This is a genomic window from Microcystis aeruginosa NIES-2549, assembly GCF_000981785.2.
In the GTDB taxonomy this organism is placed as follows: Bacteria; Cyanobacteriota; Cyanobacteriia; order Cyanobacteriales; family Microcystaceae; genus Microcystis; species Microcystis aeruginosa_C.
This window is the reverse complement of record NZ_CP011304.1, coordinates 3,021,441-3,039,962: the sequence shown is the minus strand read 5'-3', so window position 1 is coordinate 3,039,962 and position 18,522 is coordinate 3,021,441. Positions and strand designations below refer to the sequence as shown.

The window sequence follows — 18,522 nt, the reverse complement described above, 5'->3', positions numbered from 1 at the left end:
AGATTTGCGCTATTAAACCGCTTGCAAAAGTCAAAAAGTAGGCTCTTCTCGACTTTGTGTGATAATTTTTGCTTATGTAAGGTTAAATGTTTACTGGGCAAGACTTTTAGGACTATTTTGTGGAAGAAACTATCAGTATAGACCTCGTTTCCACACAGAAACCAGAAGAGCCAAAAGTAATCAATCCTGATGCTGAAAGCATCTATTCTTCTTTCTGTTGCCTGACTTCTGCAAGAAGTCTATCCACTAATTCCGGCGGTGCTGGACAACAAATAGAGATTCTTTCCCCTGTACTGGGATGATTAAAAAGGATTTGATTGGCATGGAGATAATAACCACAATCTCCTGGGACCGCATTCGGTCGCGGTAATCCCCCCAGACCATACAAGGGATCACCGATTAAGGGATAGCCAAAAAAGGCCAGATGAATGCGAATTTGATGGGGTCTGCCCGTAAAAATTTGTACTTCTAATAGGGTACTATCAGGATGTTTTTTTAAGACTCGACCATCACTGCGGGCCGATAACCCATCTGTGAGCGCACCGTAAACGTAGCCTAAAATGGGATGGGCGATTTTCCCGATCGCTTGATTAATAGTAAAGTTATCCGGTATGTCGCCCCGACCCACTAAAGCTCGATATATTTTGGTAATTTTCCCCTCTCGCATCTGTTGACTCAATTTAGCTCTAGCTGGCTTTGATTTCGCCATTAAGACTATACCGGAAGTGCCGCGACCAAGACGATGAATTGGATAGGGAGTGACCTCGGCATAATGCTGATGCACCAGATGGATGAGAGTATGTTCGAGAAATCCACCCCCCGCTAACACGGGTAATCCCGAAGGTTTCGCCACCACTAACACCTCGGCATCCTCGTAGAGTACCTCAAAAAAGAGCGGCACTTCCGGTTCTGTCCAAGGTGGGCGCTGATAGGTCAATTGCTGCCCGATTTCTAAAACTGTATCGGGGCAAGCGGGACGACCGTTGACTAGAATTGCTGCTGATAAAATGCGATCAAGCCATTCTTCTGGGCTAGAATGGGGATATTTGCCCGTATAGTAGGCTAATAGGCTTAATCCTGCCTGATTTTTGCTAATTTTATCTCGATAAATCCAACCTTGATTGGCCATTGGGGTAGTAGGGTAGTGGGGTAGTGGGGGAATTTCAACTAAAACCCTAACACCCCAAAACCCCAAAACCCTATCACCCTATCTCCTGACTCCTGACTTCTAACTCAATGTTCGACAAAGATAAGCAAAAATTATTCATTGACTCCAAAAAATTGAGAATATTTAAATTAACATTCCGCAATATTTACAAATTCTTAAGAATTAATTGAGAAAGATTTTTATTTAACAACGATGTTACAATGGTTACAGCGATTTTACTGAATTTCATAATGGGTTATTTTGTGCTTTTTTGGACAGCAAGGGTTGAAACCCTTGCCACACCTACAAGGTGATCCCAATTAAGACAGGTAAATCAGTCAATTTCACCCACAACGATGATCTTTTTTTTGTGTAGTTTTGTTGCAAAAAAAAAGTTTTTTTGACAAAAAGCACAAAGTATGCAGGAGTAGTTATTGCAAAGTGGGGAGAAGGGAGAGGGGAGAAGGGAGTAAAACAATCTCCTGTCTCCTGACTCGGAGAACACTGACGACCGACTCCTGACTACTTCAAAGGGAATTACTCTACGACCCAGGGAGTGATGGCGGGAGTCCAATTAGCCAATTCTGCATCGCTAAACCAGAGACTAACTTCATCTTTGGCGGTATCTGGACCATCGGAACCATGGATAAGATTGCGTCCAACACTAATGCCAAAATCACCGCGAATCGTACCCGGTTCGGCATTGAGGGGATTAGTGGCGCCAATAATTTTTCTAGCGGAGGCAATTACTCCTTCTCCTTGCCAAACCATAGCCACCACGGGGGAGGAAGTAATAAAATCGACTAGAGAACGGAAAAAGGGTCTTTCTTTATGAACAGCGTAGTGTTTTTCCGCTAATTCGCTAGAAACCTGCATCATTTTCAACCCAACCAGCGTAAAACCTTTAGCTTCAAAGCGTTGAATAATTTCCCCCACCAGATTGCGCTGTACACCGTCGGGTTTAATCATTAAGAAAGTGCGTTCCATACTGCCTCTTAAAATTTAGCCATAAATTGTCACAAAACCCAGATTAACCCGGAATGGCATCCTAGAGAATGGCAGAATTTTCGCTTCAATTGCTGAGTCAGCTTGCTGTCCGACTGAGATAGAAAGTTTTCGTTTTGTCTCCCGACACCCCGCCCCCAGGAAAAACTTTTTTAGTAAACCCTAAATATAGTGGTAATTTAGAGAATTACTGGGAAACAAAAGGTAAAAAGGTTGACATCCTCGCCGCCCTAAAAGTGCGGCGATTCCTAAACCTCACGATTTAAGTTTCTGCTTCCACCACCGTCGCATACCACAGTTAAAAAACCATGTACTGTCTTACACAGAGTCCACAGACTTTCGCCCCATTTCAGAAGCCCGATTCCGTGTGTCCCACGGTACGTTGACCGCCTATAGCTTCTTGTACTTGTTGCGCGCGACTTTTTACCCGGCCAAGCTTTTCTGGTCGGAACCCCCTAAGCCGAGTTTTCAAGGTGCTGCGCCGTCCACTTGGTTTTCGAGACTGGCCTTTTAATTCTAACGTAAAGCCAACCTAGAACGGCGGGGTTTCAGACCCAAAATTTCCGATGATTGTCGCGGCGAATTGCCTTCGCCCTCTTTTAATAACTTCTGCTTATCACTATAAGTGGGAGAGAGTCACAAATATTGAGATGCACCCAAAAGATGAGTCTAAAACTTTACTTTTTGCGTCATGGCGAAACCACAGCCAGTCAAGCGGGTAGTTTTTGCGGTCGATTAGACTTGCCACTAACCCCGGCCGGGGATGAAATGGCCAAGGATTTCGCCCTTGTCTATCGAGATGTGCCTTGGACAGGGATCTATTCTAGTCCCCTCAAGCGCACCCTGGCCACCGCCATCCCTTTAAGCGATCTCTTAGGGATTCCCATCCAGAAACGGGAAGGATTAAAAGAGATTGCCTACGGCCAATGGGAGGGAAAAACCGCAGCCGAGGTTAATCGGGAGTTTCATGATGATTATGTGCGCTGGTTAGCAGATCCGGGCTGGAATTCTCCCACGGGGGGCGAAAAAGGCATCGATATCGCTCGCCGCAGTTCGGAAGTATTAGAGGAAATCGACCATAATCACGATGATGGCCATATTTTGATCGTTTCCCATAAAGCAACGATCCGAATCATGTTATGTTCTCTTTTAGGCATTGATATCGGCCGTTATCGCGATCGAATTGCCATGCCCGTGGCCTCGGTGACGATCGTCGAATTAGCCGAACACGGTCCCCTCTTTCAAGTTATGGGCGATCGCTCTTACCTCCGCAATGACCTACGCTGGCGAGCGGGAACCTAACCAGTCAACAGTAACAAGGGAAGCCCCGGATTTGGTCTGCTGAAAAACTATGTGCTTGATGTTATATTTTCTGCGACACGGACAAACGGCCTATAGCAAAACGGGAGGATACTGTGGTACTCCAGAAAATGACCCCGGTTTGACTGCCGAAGGCATCGAAATGGCGCAGGAATTCGCCGATGTCTATCGTTCTTTACCTTGGCGTGCAGCCTACGTCAGTCCCCTACAAAGAGCTATTCAAACCGCTAAACCCCTCTGTGAAGCGGTGGGACTGAAATTAGAAATCCGCCAGGGATTACAAGAGATCGGTTATGGTCTTTGGGAAGGTATGCACCCCAACGATATCGATCGTCAATATCATGATCTCTATGTGCGCTGGTTGACGGATCCGGCTTGGAATGCTCCCCCCAACGGGGAAAGGGGGATCGATATCGCCCGTCGTTCCGCAGCCGTTTTGGAGGAAATTGAACACACCCACAGTGATGGCAATATCCTGATCGTTTCCCACAAGGCTACCATCCGGATCATGCTCTGTAGTCTGATGGGCATCGATGTGGGCCGTTATCGCGATCGATTTGAAATGCCCGTGGCCGCTGTCAGTATTGTCGAATTAGGCAGTCGTGGCCCGCTTTTCCATGGCATCGGTTTACGTTCCCACCTCAGTGAGTACCTGCGTTCTCTTCCTTGCACCTAATCAGTTATCAGTGATCAGTGATCAGTTATCAGATGTCAGTTTTGATACTCAATCCGGTTATTAAAAACTGATTATCTATTCCCTCTTTTGCCTTTTGCCGTTCGGCTGAGCTCACGGCCGAAGCCTCTTGCCTTTTGCCTGTCCTGATATGTAGCCTATACTCAACGGATTTAGCATTACTTCCCACTTGATCATTCAATCCAAGCTTTTGGGGGGTTCTACCCCCCAAACCCCCCGTTGGGGGCGTGGCGCCGCCCCCAAACCCCCCGCGCATTAGTTTTTCGGTGGGATGCTTACACGCAGCTGCTGACACATCTGTAATCATTTAAGAGTCACTCCACTTGCAGGAGTGCCTCTCCTGATATTTAGCCTATACTCAACGGATTTAGTATCAGGTCACTGATAACTGTTTACTGTTTACTGGACGGCTACGCCGTGCCTTTGGCAACACTGAAAATACTCCCCACTCCCCATTTATGACCAAAATCCATCACTTTGAGCTATTACCTTCCACTAATACTAAAGCTTGGCAATTATTAGCATTGGGGGAAAATCCGCCTTTTGTGGTGACTGCTAGTCAACAAAGTGCCGGGAGAGGACAATGGGGACGGGAATGGATTTCTGAACCGGGAGGATTATATTTATCTTTGGCGTTAAATCTGGATTTAGAGGTGGATAAATCTGCCCATCTCGTTCTCGCTACAGTTTGGGGCATCGCTTATCACCTGAATTGTCAGGAAATACCCGTTAAAATCAAATGGCCGAATGATTTAGTATTACTAGGGCGCAAACTAGGGGGAATTAACCTAGAAACCCGTATTCAGGGTCAAAAAATCCCGCAAGCAGTCATCGGAGTGGGCCTCAATTGGTTTAATCCTGTCCCCCCCACGGGTATTAATTTACAAGCTTTGGCCGGCAATAAAATCACCTCGATCGCTCAATTAACCGATGTCACCAGCGATGCTATCCTATACGGCTATGAATATTACTGTAATCACGGCATAAAAGCCCTATTAGCCTCCTATTTAGAACTTTTTGCCAATTTTGGTCAAAAGATATTTTTCGAGGGCTATCAGGGCATAATAACGGGGGTAAGCGATCGAGGGGAATTAAAAGTTAAACTCACCTCGGACAATGCCAGTAGCGAAATCGATATACCGGCCGGTAGGGTCAGTCTCGGCTATAATCAAGTCTAAATATTTTTTTGACTAAACTGTGAGAAGTGAGGCCGCCCTATGTATCCTTCATCGGTGATATTGAAACTTTTTCTAGGAAAATCGCTAAAAAAGAAGCTGAGTTTATGCAGTGGTCTCGGTTTAGTGATTAGCGGTCTGATCACTCTTGCTCCCAATGCGATCGCTAATTCCGAAACTGGCAGCGAAACCCCAGTGGTGGAAAATGCCGCCGCAACTCTAAAAGCCCCCGTTATCAAAGAAAATACTAATCCTGCCCCCCGTCTGGCTATCCCCGAAAACCATCAAACCGATATGCCTACCCTTGCCCCCCGGGCCGGCGGTAAAAATAATTTTATCGATACCAGAAACTTTAACCCCCCCAGTTCCGTTGTTGTCACCGAGCGCCGCAGTGGTTGCCAAACGATCGCCCAAAATGGTCAACTGGTAGGAGGTAGCTGTAATCTGGCGGCCCGGTCCCCCCGTCGTCAGCCGGTCAGCACTGTGGCCAAACCCTTACCCCCGGTTAATCTGGCCCGGGTGCGTCTCAATCCTAATCCGGCCGTGCGAGTAGGACGGCAGCCCCGAAATCAGCCGGTTATCGCTAATAATTCCCTGCGTCGTTATGCCCCCACTCTCGTCGCTTCTAGCGCCCAGGTACGTCTGGCTGCCCCGACGGTGATTCCAAGTCAGGTAGTGGCTCTCAATCCCCCGGAATGGAATGGCGTAAAATTGGCTTTGGCCCCGGTGACTCGCGCAGAAGTGGAAGCAATCAGCGAAGCGACCACCTATGAGCGGGCCACCCGTTTAAGTCCCACGGATTCTAACCCAACTCAACGCACCGATTTACTTTTTCCCCTCGCCCTTCCCGCCCAAATTACCTCGGTTTTCGGGTGGCGAAATCATCCAGTCAGCGGGAATCGGGCCATGCACGCGGGTACTGATTTAGGCGCACCGATGGGAACACCTGTATTAGCCGCCTACGCGGGGGAAGTGGCCACCGCCGACTGGTTAGGAGGTTACGGATTAACGGTGATTTTACGTCACCTCGATGGTAGTCAAGAATCTCGTTATGCCCACCTTTCGGAAATTACTGTCAAACCGGGAGAATGGGTGGAACAGGGTGCGGTTATCGGTCGCGTGGGTAGTACGGGACTTTCTACCGGTCCGCACCTACACTTTGAATGGCGACACCTAACGGAACAGGGTTGGACCGCCGTAGATGCCGGTTTACATCTAGAATTAGCCCTCGATAATCTGGTACAGAGAATGCAAATGGCCGCAGCCACTGACCCTAATCAGAATTGATTAGTCCAGGCTGACAACTAAAATCAGATCTGTGGGGATGCTTTAATCGGCATCTCTATTTTTATCAGGGGATGATTGAACTGCTCCGACAATCGATCGAGTGTTAAACCTAAGCCGCTAAACTGAGAATAGCTGCCTGTCTTGGCTCTCATTTCTCAGATTGTAAAATAATGCAAATTTATCTTGACTATAGTGCCACTACCCCCACTCATCCCCAAGTAATCGAGCGGGTTGCCACTATTCTCCAACATCATTGGGGCAATCCCTCCAGTTTACACACTTGGGGACAGGATACGGCAACAGTCATCGAAATGGCCAGAGAACAGGTAGCAGGGTTAATTAATGCCAATCCAGACCAGATTATCTTTACTTCTGGCGGCACGGAAGCCGATAATTTAGCGATTATCGGGGTTGCTCAACAGTATAACCGCCCCCGTCATATAATTATTTCTAGTGTGGAACATTCGGCGATCGCTGAACCCTGTAAACAATTAGAGCAGCAAGGTTGGCAAATTACTCGTCTTCCCGTCAATCGTCAAGGTAGGGTTAATCCTTTAGACCTAAAAGCCGCAATTCAAAGCGATACGGTCTTAATTTCCATTATTTACGGACAAAGTGAGGTGGGAACCCTACAACCGATTGAAGAATTGGGCCGCATTGCCAGAGAAAGGGGAGTGCTTTTTCACACCGATGCGGTGCAGGTGGCGGCAAGATGCGATATTGATGTACGGAAACTGCCCGTAGATTTATTATCTCTTTCTAGCCATAAAATTTATGGAATGCAAGGATCGGGGGCTTTATACATCAGAGCAGGTGTCGATATTTTACCATTACTGCGGGGCGGTGGTCAGGAAAAAGGCCTGCGATCGGGAACCCCAGCCGTACCAGCGATCGCCGCTTTCGGTTTAGCGGCCGAATTAGCCCAAAAAGACTTAATTAGCGAAAAAATGCGTTTAATCGCCTTGCGAGATCGATTATTTGACCTCTTAGCCGATTATCCTTATCTGCTGCCCACGGGGGACCGATTCTATCGTTTACCCCACCACGTCAGCTTTATTGTCCGTCCGGACGATGACAGTCACATCACGGGAAAACAGCTAGTTCGTCAGCTTAATTTAGCAGGAATCGGCATTAGTTCCGGATCCGCCTGTCATAGTGGCAAACTTTCCCCTAGTCCAATTTTAAAAGCTATGGGCTACAGCGATCGAGAGGCATTGGCGGGAATTCGTTTAACCCTAGGAAGGGACACCAGTGCAGCCGATATCGATTGGACGGCGCTTGTATTAAAACAAGTGATCGATCGCTGTTTATCTGCTTTAATTGTAAGCAAGAGTTAGTTTATCCCTCAAATTGTCCTTCGATCAAGATAATTTCGCCAAAATCGGGAATCCATGCCACCCAACGTCCCTGATCCTGTTCACAGAGTAGTAGCGCTTCATCAAAGCTGTAGGGAGAGGGAAGCATTCTGAGTTGTACCCATGTGTTTGCTTGGGGGCAAGTAACAACGGCAGTAGTGCGGTATTGTAGTAAAGACATACACAGATCACCCTGATAATTCTGTATCTAAATTTACAAACAAACCGATGACTGTGGGTAACTTTGTTTGAAATCTTTACATCTTTACCAGAGTTCTTGCAAAATTAATTTTTGAGAGGGCAAAAATGAGAAAAATAGGCATAAAATTGCATAAAATCACTAAATAGAGCATTTAATTGATTAATGCTCATTCTTAATTCTCCTGACTACTGACTACTGGCTCCTTACTCCTCACCTAAAGGAAGATTTTTGATTTTTGCAAGAGGTCTATTTATTCGGCCAATCCTAGTTATGATCGTTACTGATAAATGATAGTTGATAACTGGTAATGGTAAGTTCTTTCCCTCGCACCTATAAAATCGCCGTCATCGGTGACGTTCACGACCAATGGGAAATAGAAGATAATTTAGCTCTAGAAGCTTTACAAGTGGATTTAGCCCTATTTGTCGGCGATTTTGGCAATGAATCCCTAGAAATTGTCGGTCGGATTGCTAGTTTGTCCTTACCAAAAGCCGTTATTCTCGGTAATCATGACGCTTGGTATAGCGCCACCCCCTGGGGACGAAAGCAATGTCCCTACGATCGCGATCAAGAAGATCGTGTCACCGCCCAGTTAGAATTATTAGGGGTTGCCCATGTGGGTTACTCAAAACTAGACCTACCCAGTTTAGAGCTTTCGATTGTTGGGGGTCGTCCCTTTACTTGGGGGGGATCCGAGTGGAAAAATGGAGAATTTTTGCAAGAACGCTATAATATCAGCAGTTTTGCCGAATCTACCGCCAAAATTATCGCTAATATTCAAGATACTGCCTATAATAACCTGATTTTTTTAGGTCACAATGGTCCAGCCGGACTGGGAAAGGAAGCGGAAGCTATCTGTGGTCGCGATTGGCAACCCTTGGGAGGGGACCACGGGGATCCCGATTTAGCGGCGGCCATCGCACAAGCACAGCTATTAGGAAAACAGGTTCCTCTCGTCAGTTTCGGTCATATGCACCACCGTCTCCGTCATACTACTTCCCGTTTACGCAATCCCGTGGTCACTTCCGAGATGGGAACTGTTTATCTGAATGCTGCGAGTGTCCCTCGCATTCTCCACTCCGATAGGGGTAAATCTCGCAATTTTTCCCTAGTCACTCTTGAAGAAGGTCTAGTCACAGAAGCATCTTTAATCTGGTTGAATGATAATTTCGAGATTATCAGTAATAGAAAACTTTATCACTCCGGAGCGTCAATCGATCGCCTATCTCCCCAATCTTGTTATTCTTAATTTACCTCTCCCCACACCCCACTTCCTATAGATAGTTAAGTTTTTGAGCGAGTAGAGGTAAAGCAAGAGCGATAGCAACACTAACAATCATACCGATAAAAGCTTTCAAGGCATCCCCGAACACCAGTTTACCCGTGGCGGCTAAATTAGGGGTTTCTCTGGTTAAAGTCAGAGAAATTTCTCGACCTCCTAATAAACCTAAAAATACCCAAGTGGTACTCATGGGAATATGATTATAGCCAACAAAAAACAGTAAAATTAAGCCATAAATTAGGTTAATAATTGTTGCAGAACGCGGATCATGGGCGTTAGTTTTGCTAGTGACAATTTTCTCGATTTGACCCCCATGATTAATAAAAATGATGGTTTGCAGGAGTAGCATAACTGTTAGAGATAAAACTAACCATGTTGCCGCTAACTTTCTGGGAAGATAGGCGAAAATATTAGCAAAATCTTGCATTAACCATTGACTCCAGAGAAACCCAGTAGATAACCACTGTAAAACTACCCAGATTTTTTGAGGTTCTTTATTAACTGTTTCTAGGAAAAAGTTTTCTAATCGATAAATAATTCGATAGATGACTAACCCCACTATAACAGCAAGAGCATAACCCCAAGCGGATTTAACTAACATTTCATCTAGAGATTGGGGAGCAAAAACTGTTAAAACCAAAAAGGTTGTACTCACAGGTATTCCCCAAGTGGTGAGAATTAAAATTGCTAAGGGAGGAACGATATAAATCCAAGTAAAATTTTCTGGGAAGGGAATCATTTCTAGTCGATTATAAGCCACATCTCCCTGATTAATGTACCAACCAGCGATAAAAATCGAGGCTAAGATTATACTGGAATACAGCCATAAAATCCACCAGGGACGTTCTTCATTGGCACTTAAAAAAGTCCCTAAAGTTTGTAGGGAATCGTTAGCAACGATTGCATAAGCTGATAGAATAAAGCCAGCAATCATAAAAAAATTACTCATAGACAGTGGGAATTATAAATTATGAATTAAGTAGGCAGCTGTTAAAAGTTGTTAGACACCCCTCTTATCAAGGGGGGATTAAGGGGGGATTTATCTTCAATTTAATTATAACTACTTACTTATCAATTATGAATTGGGGAGAATAAATAAAAATAATCTCCTGACAACTGGCTCCCGAAAACGAAAACTTCCTACCTCCCTATTAATATAACCGCTATAACTCCTTAATTTTGCTTTAAAAAATCCCTCGCTAGATAGAAAGCAGCTAAACTACCAGAGACAGTAATTTCCTGGGGATTAATTTCCTGTAAAGGTCGAAGAATAACTTCAATTTCCTCGGTAACATCTAACTTTTGTTGACCAGTGGGAGTAGCATTAAGAGCCAAAAAAATATGAATTCTGTTAGTATCTTTAACAGGATTATCGTACAAAACAGCCAGAGCTATTAGAGAATCACTTTGATAACCAGTTTCCTCCTCGAATTCCCGACGCGCTGCCGCAGTAATATTATCTTCACCCGCATCTACTGCTCCGGCGGGAAATTCCAATAAAATTTCCTTAACTCCGTGACGATATTGACGAACAAAAACCAATTGATTATCCCCAGTAACTGGAACAACTAAAACAATTTCAGGACGAATATTAACGAAATAATCATCGATAACTTGTCCGGAGGATAACTTCACCGCGTCTTGACGGACTTGACACCAACGATTATTAAAAACTAGCTCAGATTTAATAATTTGCCATTTTTTTAAATTAGTCATCGACAATCCTGTTATAATTGCAGTGAAATTACTAAACTTTTTCTCAGATAATTATAGCTATCTAGGGACTATTTCTGATAAAATTTAATTTTATACTCCCATCTCCCATGTCGTTAATTCAATGGTATCCCGGTCATATTGCCAAAGCGGAAAGAAAACTCAAGGAACATCTTAAACTCGTGGATGTGGTCCTAGAAGTGCGCGATGCTCGCATTCCCTTAGCCTCCCATCATCCGCAGGTGGACGATTGGATTGGCAATAAACCGCGCTTGTTAATCTTAAATCGTCTCGATATGATTCCCGAATCTGCCCAGCAACAATGGGTAACATGGTTTAAAAGTCAAGGAGAAACCGTCTATTTTACTAACGCTAAACAGGGAGAAAGAGTTAAAGCAATTATCAAAGCGGCGGAAAAAATTGGCGATGCAATTAACCAAAAACGCCAACTGAGAGGAATGTTACCGCGTCCAGTGCGGGCCGTGGTGATTGGGTTTCCCAATGTGGGCAAATCTGCCCTGATTAACCGTTTATTAGGGCGAAAAGTCGTTGCCAGCGCCCGCAGGGCCGGAGTAACGCGACAATTACAATGGGTGCGAATTTCCGACACCTTAGAATTATTGGACGCGCCGGGGGTGATCCCTTCCCGTTTAGAAAATCAAAAGGATGCGGTGAAATTAGCTATCTGTGAGGATATTGGGGATGCTGGTTATGATAACCAAAGGATAGCGGCGGCTTTTGTCGATTTATTAATAGAATTAAACTATGAAGGTCTTTTACAATCTCGTTATGGGTTGAATACCCTAGACATGACCGGGGAAGATTTTATCGAAAAATTGGCCAATCTCAAATATCAAGAAGATAAAGAAAGGGCAGCCATGCAGTTACTCAATGATTTTCGTAAGGGAATAATCGGGGCTATCCCCTTAGAATTGCCCCCTTCCTCTTGAAATCGCCTGTTTTTAACTCAATAGTTAGAGTCTGCTGAAAAAGTTTGTTGGTGGGGGCAGGGTGTGGGGTGTGGGGTGTGGGGTGTAGGGTTTTACCGATTTTGAGGTAGTCAGTTACCTAATTTTCAGGGAAAAAGTACCTGAATTTTACCCCCGATCCCTCGGTCGGCACTTTTTGAGGGAAAAAAAGTCTAAAAGCATTATCCAACAAGGTTTTTAGATTTATTCAGCAAGCCCTAGTTAATTCCCGAATTTGTCAAAATTACCGCCTGTTAGTCCACTGAGTTGCGGATAAGATTAAAGAAATCGGTAAAGTTGCGGGGATCGATCGAACCCTGAAGGAAGATAGGGAATAAACGACAGAGACAAAAAAGACTATGGGCAAACCGACTGGCTTTATCGAATTCCTGCGTGAACTTCCTTCCGAACTTACCCCCCTCGATCGCCTTCATAATTGGGATGAGTTTCATCTTCCCATGCCAGAAGATAAACTCCGCAATCAGGCCGCCCGTTGTATGGATTGTGGTACACCCTTTTGTCACACGGGAACGCTAATTAGTGGCATGGCCAGTGGTTGCCCGATTAATAACCTGATTCCGGAATGGAATGATTTAATCTATCGAGGATTGTGGCGAGAAGCCCTCGATCGCCTTCATAAAACCAATAATTTCCCCGAATTTACCGGTAGAGTCTGCCCCGCTCCCTGTGAGGGTTCCTGTGTTCTCGGTATTCATAATCCCCCCGTTACGATCAAAAATATTGAATGTTCGATTATTGACAAAGGTTGGGAATCCGGGTGGATTACTGCCAATCCCCCCGCCATCCGTACTGGCAAAAAAGTGGCCGTGATCGGTTCTGGACCTGCTGGATTAGCAGCCGCCGACCAGTTAAATAAAGCCGGTCACTGGGTGACAGTTTATGAAAGGGCCGACCGCCCCGGGGGACTATTAATGTACGGTATCCCCAACATGAAGTTAGATAAGGAAGAAGTGGTTCTGCGTCGTCTCCAGATGCTCGAACAGGAAGGGGTAAAAATGGTCTGTAACACGGAAGTGGGCAAGGATATCAGCAGCCAAGACCTATTAAACGAATACGATGCCGTGGTTATCTGTACCGGGGCGACCAAACCCCGGGATTTAAACATCGAAGGTCGCCAATTAAAGGGCATTCACTTCGCCATGGAGTTTCTCACCGCTAATACAAAAGCACTATTAGACGGACAGCCCGGGGAGGATTTTATCTCGGCCGCGGGTAAAGACGTGGTAATTATCGGCGGTGGCGACACGGGAACCGACTGTGTGGGGACTTCCCTGCGTCATAACTGCCGTAGCGTCACCCAATTAGAGATTATGCCGCAACCGCCCCGCGAACGGGCCGCCGATAATCCCTGGCCCGAATGGCCGAAAATCTACCGTCTGGACTATGGACAAGAGGAAGCGGCCGCGCGCTTTGGCGATGACCCCCGGGTTTATACCACCACGGCCACTAAATTCGAGGGGGATAGCGAGGGCAACGTGACGGGGATCCACACGGTACAGGTGGAATGGCAACGCAACGAAAAAGGGCAGTTTATCCCCCAACCGGTGGCAGGAACCGAAACAGTCATCCCGACGCAGTTAGTTTTATTGGCCATGGGATTTTTGGGACCAGAACAGCCTTTACTCGATGATTTGGGCCTAGAAAAGGATGCCCGCAGCAATATCAAGGCCGAACACGGTCAATTTACCACTAGCTTACCGAAAGTCTTTGCAGCGGGGGATTGTCGTCGTGGTCAAAGTTTGGTGGTTTGGGCGATTAATGAAGGCCGCGGGGCCGCCAGGGAATGCGATCGCTTTTTGATGGGGGCGACGGATTTACCTTAAACCAGTAGTTACTAACTTGCTGGGGGTGTTTTCCCATCCATATAGCTATCAGCCCTCAGCTTGTTATCGTCATGCCCCAAAAGAGTCCTCAGAAATAGCCATCAAAACCCAACCGCCGGTCAAACCTTCTCAATCTCAAGAGGAGGAGGAGAGAGGAAACAATTGTCTCTATTGCCTATTTAGACAATTGCTCCCTGTTTAAACTGTTGCCACCGATGAATCAAGCACCATCTGTTCATTGGTGGGTAACTCCAGACAATAACCCGCACCGTAAACGGTTTTAATATAGCGAGGATGACGGGGATCGGGTTCTAGTTTCGTTCTCAGATGGCGAATATGAACGCGAATAGTCTCGATATCATCATCGGGATCATATCCCCAGACTTCCTTGAGAATATCACTGGGGGAAACGGTTTGACCGTGACGTTGGAGAAGACAGTGGAGTAACTCGAATTCTAGATGGGTTAACTTGACCACACCTTCAAACCAGACCGCCTCAAAACGTTCGGGAACCAGGGTTAAAGGTCCAAAACTGAGTATTTCTGAGTGTTTAGCGGCTTGGGGAATGCGATCGGTGCGTCTGAGCAGGGCGCGCACCCTAGCTAACATTTCCTCCACCTCGAAAGGTTTGGTCAGGTAATCATCAGCACCCGCATTAAAACCTTCCACTTTATCTTGGGTTTGTCCTAAGGCTGTGAGCATCAAAATCGGGATGTCGGACGTGCGTTCATCTCGTCGCAAACGCTGACAGACGGTAAAACCATCGACTTTGGGCAGCATTAAATCCAGCATGATTAAATCGGGTTGTAACTGGACGGCCAAGGCCTGGCCTTTAATCCCGTCCTCTGCGGGATTAACGTCATAACCCGCCATCTCCAAGTTGATGGAGACTAATTCCGCGATTGCAGGATCATCATCGATTACAAGTATTCGGGGCATTACCAGAGTGTTATGACTAAGGGTTTGGGTAGGGAGTTGCTAAATGTGTTCTCGCTGACATCGCCACTAGGGCTTTGTCTCTCAAGGGCCTGAGTTTAGCACAACATAAAGAATCCTGTACTGATTATAAGCTTGACACTCTCCGCCCTAGAAGTGCGGAGATTCTTGGGCTGAATCTTGCCTCTACTAGCAACGCTAATTTTGGTCTTACAGTTTCATGTCTAGTCCGACTACACCTATAAGGCCAGCACTCTTAAAGACTACTCCCCAAGCGTAAATTTCTGTGTGTCCCACAGTATTTAATTGTTTGGAGTTCTGACAGTTTGGACTTAATTGAACACCATTGACTGTCAGAAATTTTGAGATGACGGAGTAGGACGTTTAACCCGTTTGCTCACGTTCTCACGGTCGGAACTACCTACAAATACTCTAGCACAAGGCCGTCCTTTTAGGACGGGGTTTTCAACCCAAATTTCCGATAAGTCTCGTGAATGTTAAGAATTGCTAAGAAGTGTGAAGAATGTTGCTCGATAATCGATATTAGTGCTAAATTATACCCTCTCTCTCCCCAAGATCAACTAGGGAGCAGTTTTTCACTAATCTTTACAATTGCGCCATCTGGCTTGATACCGGTTTCAACCGGCGGTCAAGTCCTTCTAGAGGTAAATTTCCCCCTCAGCTTCCCCGGCGGCACTGTAAAAATTCTTAATAAAATTACCGTTCGATTCAGTTTAATCTACCCAAATAGGCGGTTTTAGTAAGCATCTGTAACGAACCCGATCCATTCTACTCATCCAAACAGGTGATCATAATATGAGCGTTAATTTATCAACTCAACTGCGGGAAGGCACGAAAAAATCCCACACCATGGCAGAAAACGTCGGTTTTGTCAAGTGTTTTCTCAAAGGCGTGGTAGAAAAAACTTCCTATCGCAAACTGGTGGCTAACCTCTACTTCGTCTATTCGGCCATGGAGGAGGAGATGGAAAAACTTCCTAGTCATCCCGTCGTTTCTAAAATCTGTTTTCCTGAACTCAATCGTAAAAATACGCTGGAACAGGATTTATATTTTTATTACGGTCCCAATTGGCGCAACGAGATCGCTTTATCTCCCGCAGGTCAGGCCTACGTTAACCGGATTCGGGAAATCGCCACAACAGAACCCGAATTATTAGTCGCTCATTCCTATACCCGTTATCTCGGCGATCTGTCCGGGGGGCAAATCTTGAAAAAAATCGCCGAAAAAGCGATGAATCTGGAAACTGGTGGCACGGCTTTCTATGATTTCAAAGATATTTCCGACGAAAAAGCCTATAAAAACCACTATCGTCAAACCCTCGACGAGTTACCAGTGGATCAAGCCATGGCCGATCGCATTGTCACCGAAGCTAACGCCGCTTTTGGCATGAACATGAAAATGTTCCAAGAGTTGGAAGGCAATCTAATCAAGGCGATCGGAATTATGCTCTTTAATACTCTCACCCGTCGTCGCAGCACTGGCAGCACCGAAACTGGATTGGCTACCGCCGAATAGTAGTCAAGAAAACCAAAAAAAACGGATAATTCTAGAATTGGGGTAATGGTCAGCCATGATTATTATCTGGATTTCGGAGTTATCCGTTATATTTTGGCTTTTTATTCAGGAGGCAGGAGTCAGGAATCAGGAGTCAGGAGTCAGGAGACAGGAGATTATTTTTATTTATTCTCCCCACACCCCACACCCTACACCCTACACCCCACACCCTACACCCTACACCCCACACCCTACACCCCACACCCCACACCCCACACCCTTCTCTTCTGATGATCGCGAAAAAACTTCATCAAGAGGGGAACAACTTCCAGTAAGATGAAAAATGGTCAGTGAAAAAGCTAACCGAAATTTATTGTCGGAAATGGTAACACCGCCCCATTTCCCCAGACCCTAGAGGCTAGAGTCCGGTAAACCAGCGGATAAAAATTGACATCCATGAGTACAGAAATTTTCGATCGAGTTAAAAAAATTGTTGTGGAACAATTAGAAGTAGAGGATCTGGGTACAGTTACCCCCGAAGCAAGCTTTGCTAATGATCTGAAAGCTGATTCCCTTGATGTGGTCGAGTTAGTGATGGCTTTAGAGGAAGAATTTGATATTGAAATTCCCGACGACGCAGCCGAACAAATTGACACTGTAGGCAAAGCTGTCGATTATATTAGCGAGAAAGTAGGAGCAACCGCCTAGTTATTGCGGGAAAATTGACAATTAGAATTAAATATCTGGGGCAAAATCTGCCCTTATTTTTGAACAAACATGACAGAATTGCCATTAAAAAGGGTTGTCATCACGGGGATGGGTGCGATCACTCCCCTCGGCAATAATCTAGCAGACTATTGGACAGGCTTAATCAACGGCAAAAGTGGCATTGGTTTAATCAGCCACTTTGATGCCTCCCGTCACGCTTGTCGCATTGCTGGGGAAGTGCGGGGTTTTGACCCCCATGACTATGTGGATCGCAAAGAGGCAAAACGCATGGACCGTTTCGCTCAATTTGCCGTCGCCGCCAGTTTGCAAGCACTGCAAGATTCTCGATTAGTGATCGACGCTCTCAATGCCGATGATATAGGTGTACTAATTGGTACGGGCGTGGGTGGCTTAAAAGTGCTTGAGGATCAACAGGAAATTTACTTGACAAAAGGACCGAGCCGGTGTAGTCCCTTCATGATCCCGATGATGATTGCCAATATGGCCGCCGGTTTAACCGCTATTCACACGGGGGCCAAAGGACCGAGTAACTGCACCGTGACCGCTTGCGCTGCCGGTTCCAATGCCATCGGCGATGCTTTCCGTCTAGTACAAAGGGGTTTAGCCAAAGGGATGATCTGCGGTGGGACGGAAGCCGCCGTTACCCCCCTAGGATTGGCTGGTTTTGCCTCCGCTAAGGCCCTGTCCACCCGCAACGATGACCCCACCCGGGCCAGTCGTCCCTTCGACAAGGATCGGGATGGTTTTGTCATGGGGGAAGGGGCAGGAATTTTGATTATAGAGGAATTAGAAACGGCCTTGGCCCGTGGGGCGCGTATTTACGCCGAAATGATCGGTTATGGTCTGACTTGCGATGCCTATCACATGACGGCACCGGTTCCCGATGGTCGTGGGGCCACCAGAGCGATCGAATTAGCGATCAAAGATGCCGGTTTGACTCCGGCGGAAATTAGCTACATCAACGCCCACGGGACCAGTACGGGAGCCAATGATCCCACGGAAACCAAGGCGATTAAAAAAGCTTTAGGAGAATCGGCCTACAAAATCCCTGTCAGTTCCACCAAATCGATGACAGGCCACCTTTTAGGCGGTTCTGGCGGCATTGAAGCCGTGGCCACGGTGATGGCGATCGCTAATGACCAGATTCCCCCGACTCTCAACCTGGACAATCCTGACCCCGATTGCGATCTCGATTACGTCCCCTACGAAAGTCGTCAGCAGATAGTTAACGCTGCCCTTTCCAACTCCTTTGGATTTGGTGGCCATAACGTCACCTTAGCTTTTAGAAAATATGCTTGAGTCGATGCCCCTGAAAGAGTAATCTGTGAGTGGCTCCCTCTTTAACCTGGT

At 46.2% G+C, this 18,522-nt stretch carries 17 protein-coding genes and 1 pseudogene; 12 read left to right on the top strand and 6 right to left on the bottom strand.

Annotation, left to right across the window (positions count from 1 at the left end):
* Positions 1-202 precede the first annotated feature (202 nt).
* Both myaer_RS14855 and ndk read right to left on the bottom strand, forming a co-directional pair.
* The gene (locus myaer_RS14855) at positions 203-1,129 is read right to left on the bottom strand and encodes an RluA family pseudouridine synthase (RefSeq protein ID WP_046663797.1); all 927 of its coding nucleotides are present in this window, start codon (positions 1,127-1,129) and stop codon (positions 203-205) included.
* A gap of 555 nt (positions 1,130-1,684) precedes the next feature.
* On the bottom strand, positions 1,685-2,134 hold the full coding sequence (ndk, locus tag myaer_RS14850; protein WP_002800982.1) for a nucleoside-diphosphate kinase: 450 nt from the start codon (positions 2,132-2,134) through the stop codon (positions 1,685-1,687).
* A gap of 681 nt (positions 2,135-2,815) precedes the next feature.
* Between ndk and myaer_RS14845 the strand changes: the two genes are divergently transcribed.
* The 5 genes from myaer_RS14845 (at position 2,816) to myaer_RS14825 (ending at position 7,965) form a co-directional block, all read left to right on the top strand.
* On the top strand, positions 2,816-3,454 hold the full coding sequence (locus myaer_RS14845; protein WP_046662668.1) for a histidine phosphatase family protein: 639 nt from the start codon (positions 2,816-2,818) through the stop codon (positions 3,452-3,454).
* Between the two features lie 49 nt (positions 3,455-3,503).
* Complete coding sequence (locus myaer_RS14840; RefSeq protein WP_008205937.1) at positions 3,504-4,148, top strand: histidine phosphatase family protein; 645 nt, start codon at positions 3,504-3,506, stop codon at positions 4,146-4,148.
* Positions 4,149-4,624: 476 nt separating this feature from the next.
* Positions 4,625-5,344 (top strand): biotin--[acetyl-CoA-carboxylase] ligase, encoded by a 720-nt coding sequence (locus tag myaer_RS14835; RefSeq protein WP_046662666.1) that lies wholly within the window; start codon positions 4,625-4,627, stop codon positions 5,342-5,344.
* 39 nt (positions 5,345-5,383) lie between these two features.
* Entirely contained in the window at positions 5,384-6,628 is a 1,245-nt protein-coding gene (locus tag myaer_RS14830) for a M23 family metallopeptidase (RefSeq protein ID WP_046662665.1), read from the top strand.
* 170 nt (positions 6,629-6,798) lie between these two features.
* Positions 6,799-7,965 carry a cysteine desulfurase family protein gene (locus myaer_RS14825; protein WP_046662664.1) on the top strand — a complete coding sequence of 389 codons (1,167 nt, stop codon included), beginning with the start codon at positions 6,799-6,801 and terminating at the stop codon, positions 7,963-7,965.
* Between the two features lies 1 nt (position 7,966).
* Here myaer_RS14825 and myaer_RS14820 read toward each other — a convergent pair whose 3' ends face one another.
* Positions 7,967-8,164, bottom strand: coding sequence for a hypothetical protein (locus tag myaer_RS14820; protein ID WP_012264871.1), 198 nt, complete (start codon positions 8,162-8,164; stop codon positions 7,967-7,969).
* A 328-nt stretch (positions 8,165-8,492) separates the two neighbouring features.
* On the opposite strand from myaer_RS14820, the gene myaer_RS14815 reads away from it, so the two are divergent.
* Positions 8,493-9,434: a TIGR04168 family protein gene (locus myaer_RS14815; protein ID WP_046662663.1), complete on the top strand. Its 942-nt coding sequence runs from the start codon at positions 8,493-8,495 to the stop codon at positions 9,432-9,434.
* 25 nt (positions 9,435-9,459) lie between these two features.
* Here myaer_RS14815 and myaer_RS14810 read toward each other — a convergent pair whose 3' ends face one another.
* Both myaer_RS14810 and myaer_RS14805 read right to left on the bottom strand, forming a co-directional pair.
* Entirely contained in the window at positions 9,460-10,401 is a 942-nt protein-coding gene (locus myaer_RS14810; protein WP_046662662.1) for a hypothetical protein, read from the bottom strand.
* A 239-nt stretch (positions 10,402-10,640) separates the two neighbouring features.
* On the bottom strand, positions 10,641-11,183 hold the full coding sequence (locus myaer_RS14805) for an NUDIX hydrolase (RefSeq protein WP_046662661.1): 543 nt from the start codon (positions 11,181-11,183) through the stop codon (positions 10,641-10,643).
* 107 nt (positions 11,184-11,290) lie between these two features.
* On the opposite strand from myaer_RS14805, the gene ylqF reads away from it, so the two are divergent.
* The 3 genes and pseudogenes from ylqF to myaer_RS14795 all read left to right on the top strand — a co-directional run bounded on the left by ylqF (position 11,291) and on the right by myaer_RS14795 (position 13,992).
* Positions 11,291-12,130: a ribosome biogenesis GTPase YlqF gene (gene ylqF / locus myaer_RS14800; protein WP_046662660.1), complete on the top strand. Its 840-nt coding sequence runs from the start codon at positions 11,291-11,293 to the stop codon at positions 12,128-12,130.
* Positions 12,131-12,161: 31 nt separating this feature from the next.
* A pseudogene (locus myaer_RS22705) lies at positions 12,162-12,350 on the top strand (hypothetical protein).
* A 157-nt stretch (positions 12,351-12,507) separates the two neighbouring features.
* Positions 12,508-13,992 (top strand): glutamate synthase subunit beta, encoded by a 1,485-nt coding sequence (locus myaer_RS14795; RefSeq protein ID WP_046662659.1) that lies wholly within the window; start codon positions 12,508-12,510, stop codon positions 13,990-13,992.
* A gap of 198 nt (positions 13,993-14,190) precedes the next feature.
* On the opposite strand, the gene myaer_RS14785 is transcribed toward myaer_RS14795, so the two are convergent.
* The gene (locus myaer_RS14785) at positions 14,191-14,931 is read right to left on the bottom strand and encodes a response regulator transcription factor (protein WP_046662658.1); all 741 of its coding nucleotides are present in this window, start codon (positions 14,929-14,931) and stop codon (positions 14,191-14,193) included.
* An 813-nt stretch (positions 14,932-15,744) separates the two neighbouring features.
* Here myaer_RS14785 and myaer_RS14780 point away from each other — a divergent pair.
* The 3 genes from myaer_RS14780 to fabF all read left to right on the top strand — a co-directional run bounded on the left by myaer_RS14780 (position 15,745) and on the right by fabF (position 18,471).
* The gene (locus myaer_RS14780; RefSeq protein WP_046662657.1) at positions 15,745-16,464 is read left to right on the top strand and encodes a heme oxygenase (biliverdin-producing); all 720 of its coding nucleotides are present in this window, start codon (positions 15,745-15,747) and stop codon (positions 16,462-16,464) included.
* A 435-nt stretch (positions 16,465-16,899) separates the two neighbouring features.
* Entirely contained in the window at positions 16,900-17,151 is a 252-nt protein-coding gene (locus tag myaer_RS14770) for an acyl carrier protein (protein ID WP_008203202.1), read from the top strand.
* 69 nt (positions 17,152-17,220) lie between these two features.
* Positions 17,221-18,471 carry a beta-ketoacyl-ACP synthase II gene (gene fabF, locus myaer_RS14765; protein ID WP_046662656.1) on the top strand — a complete coding sequence of 417 codons (1,251 nt, stop codon included), beginning with the start codon at positions 17,221-17,223 and terminating at the stop codon, positions 18,469-18,471.
* The last annotated feature ends 51 nt before the right edge of the window (positions 18,472-18,522 follow it).

Bases quoted from the DNA above. Each gene is read 5' to 3' on its own strand.
- myaer_RS14855 (WP_046663797.1), bottom strand. From the start codon at position 1,129: ATGGCCAATCAAGGTTGGATTTATCGAGATAAAATTAGCAAAAATCAG.
- ndk (WP_002800982.1), bottom strand. From the start codon at position 2,134: ATGGAACGCACTTTCTTAATGATTAAACCCGACGGTGTACAGCGCAAT.
- myaer_RS14845 (WP_046662668.1), top strand. From the start codon at position 2,816: ATGAGTCTAAAACTTTACTTTTTGCGTCATGGCGAAACCACAGCCAGT.
- myaer_RS14840 (WP_008205937.1), top strand. From the start codon at position 3,504: ATGTGCTTGATGTTATATTTTCTGCGACACGGACAAACGGCCTATAGC.
- myaer_RS14835 (WP_046662666.1), top strand. From the start codon at position 4,625: ATGACCAAAATCCATCACTTTGAGCTATTACCTTCCACTAATACTAAA.
- myaer_RS14830 (WP_046662665.1), top strand. From the start codon at position 5,384: ATGTATCCTTCATCGGTGATATTGAAACTTTTTCTAGGAAAATCGCTA.
- myaer_RS14825 (WP_046662664.1), top strand. From the start codon at position 6,799: ATGCAAATTTATCTTGACTATAGTGCCACTACCCCCACTCATCCCCAA.
- myaer_RS14820 (WP_012264871.1), bottom strand. From the start codon at position 8,164: ATGTCTTTACTACAATACCGCACTACTGCCGTTGTTACTTGCCCCCAA.
- myaer_RS14815 (WP_046662663.1), top strand. From the start codon at position 8,493: ATGGTAAGTTCTTTCCCTCGCACCTATAAAATCGCCGTCATCGGTGAC.
- myaer_RS14810 (WP_046662662.1), bottom strand. From the start codon at position 10,401: ATGATTGCTGGCTTTATTCTATCAGCTTATGCAATCGTTGCTAACGAT.
- myaer_RS14805 (WP_046662661.1), bottom strand. From the start codon at position 11,183: ATGACTAATTTAAAAAAATGGCAAATTATTAAATCTGAGCTAGTTTTT.
- ylqF (WP_046662660.1), top strand. From the start codon at position 11,291: ATGTCGTTAATTCAATGGTATCCCGGTCATATTGCCAAAGCGGAAAGA.
- myaer_RS14795 (WP_046662659.1), top strand. From the start codon at position 12,508: ATGGGCAAACCGACTGGCTTTATCGAATTCCTGCGTGAACTTCCTTCC.
- myaer_RS14785 (WP_046662658.1), bottom strand. From the start codon at position 14,931: ATGCCCCGAATACTTGTAATCGATGATGATCCTGCAATCGCGGAATTA.
- myaer_RS14780 (WP_046662657.1), top strand. From the start codon at position 15,745: ATGAGCGTTAATTTATCAACTCAACTGCGGGAAGGCACGAAAAAATCC.
- myaer_RS14770 (WP_008203202.1), top strand. From the start codon at position 16,900: ATGAGTACAGAAATTTTCGATCGAGTTAAAAAAATTGTTGTGGAACAA.
- fabF (WP_046662656.1), top strand. From the start codon at position 17,221: ATGACAGAATTGCCATTAAAAAGGGTTGTCATCACGGGGATGGGTGCG.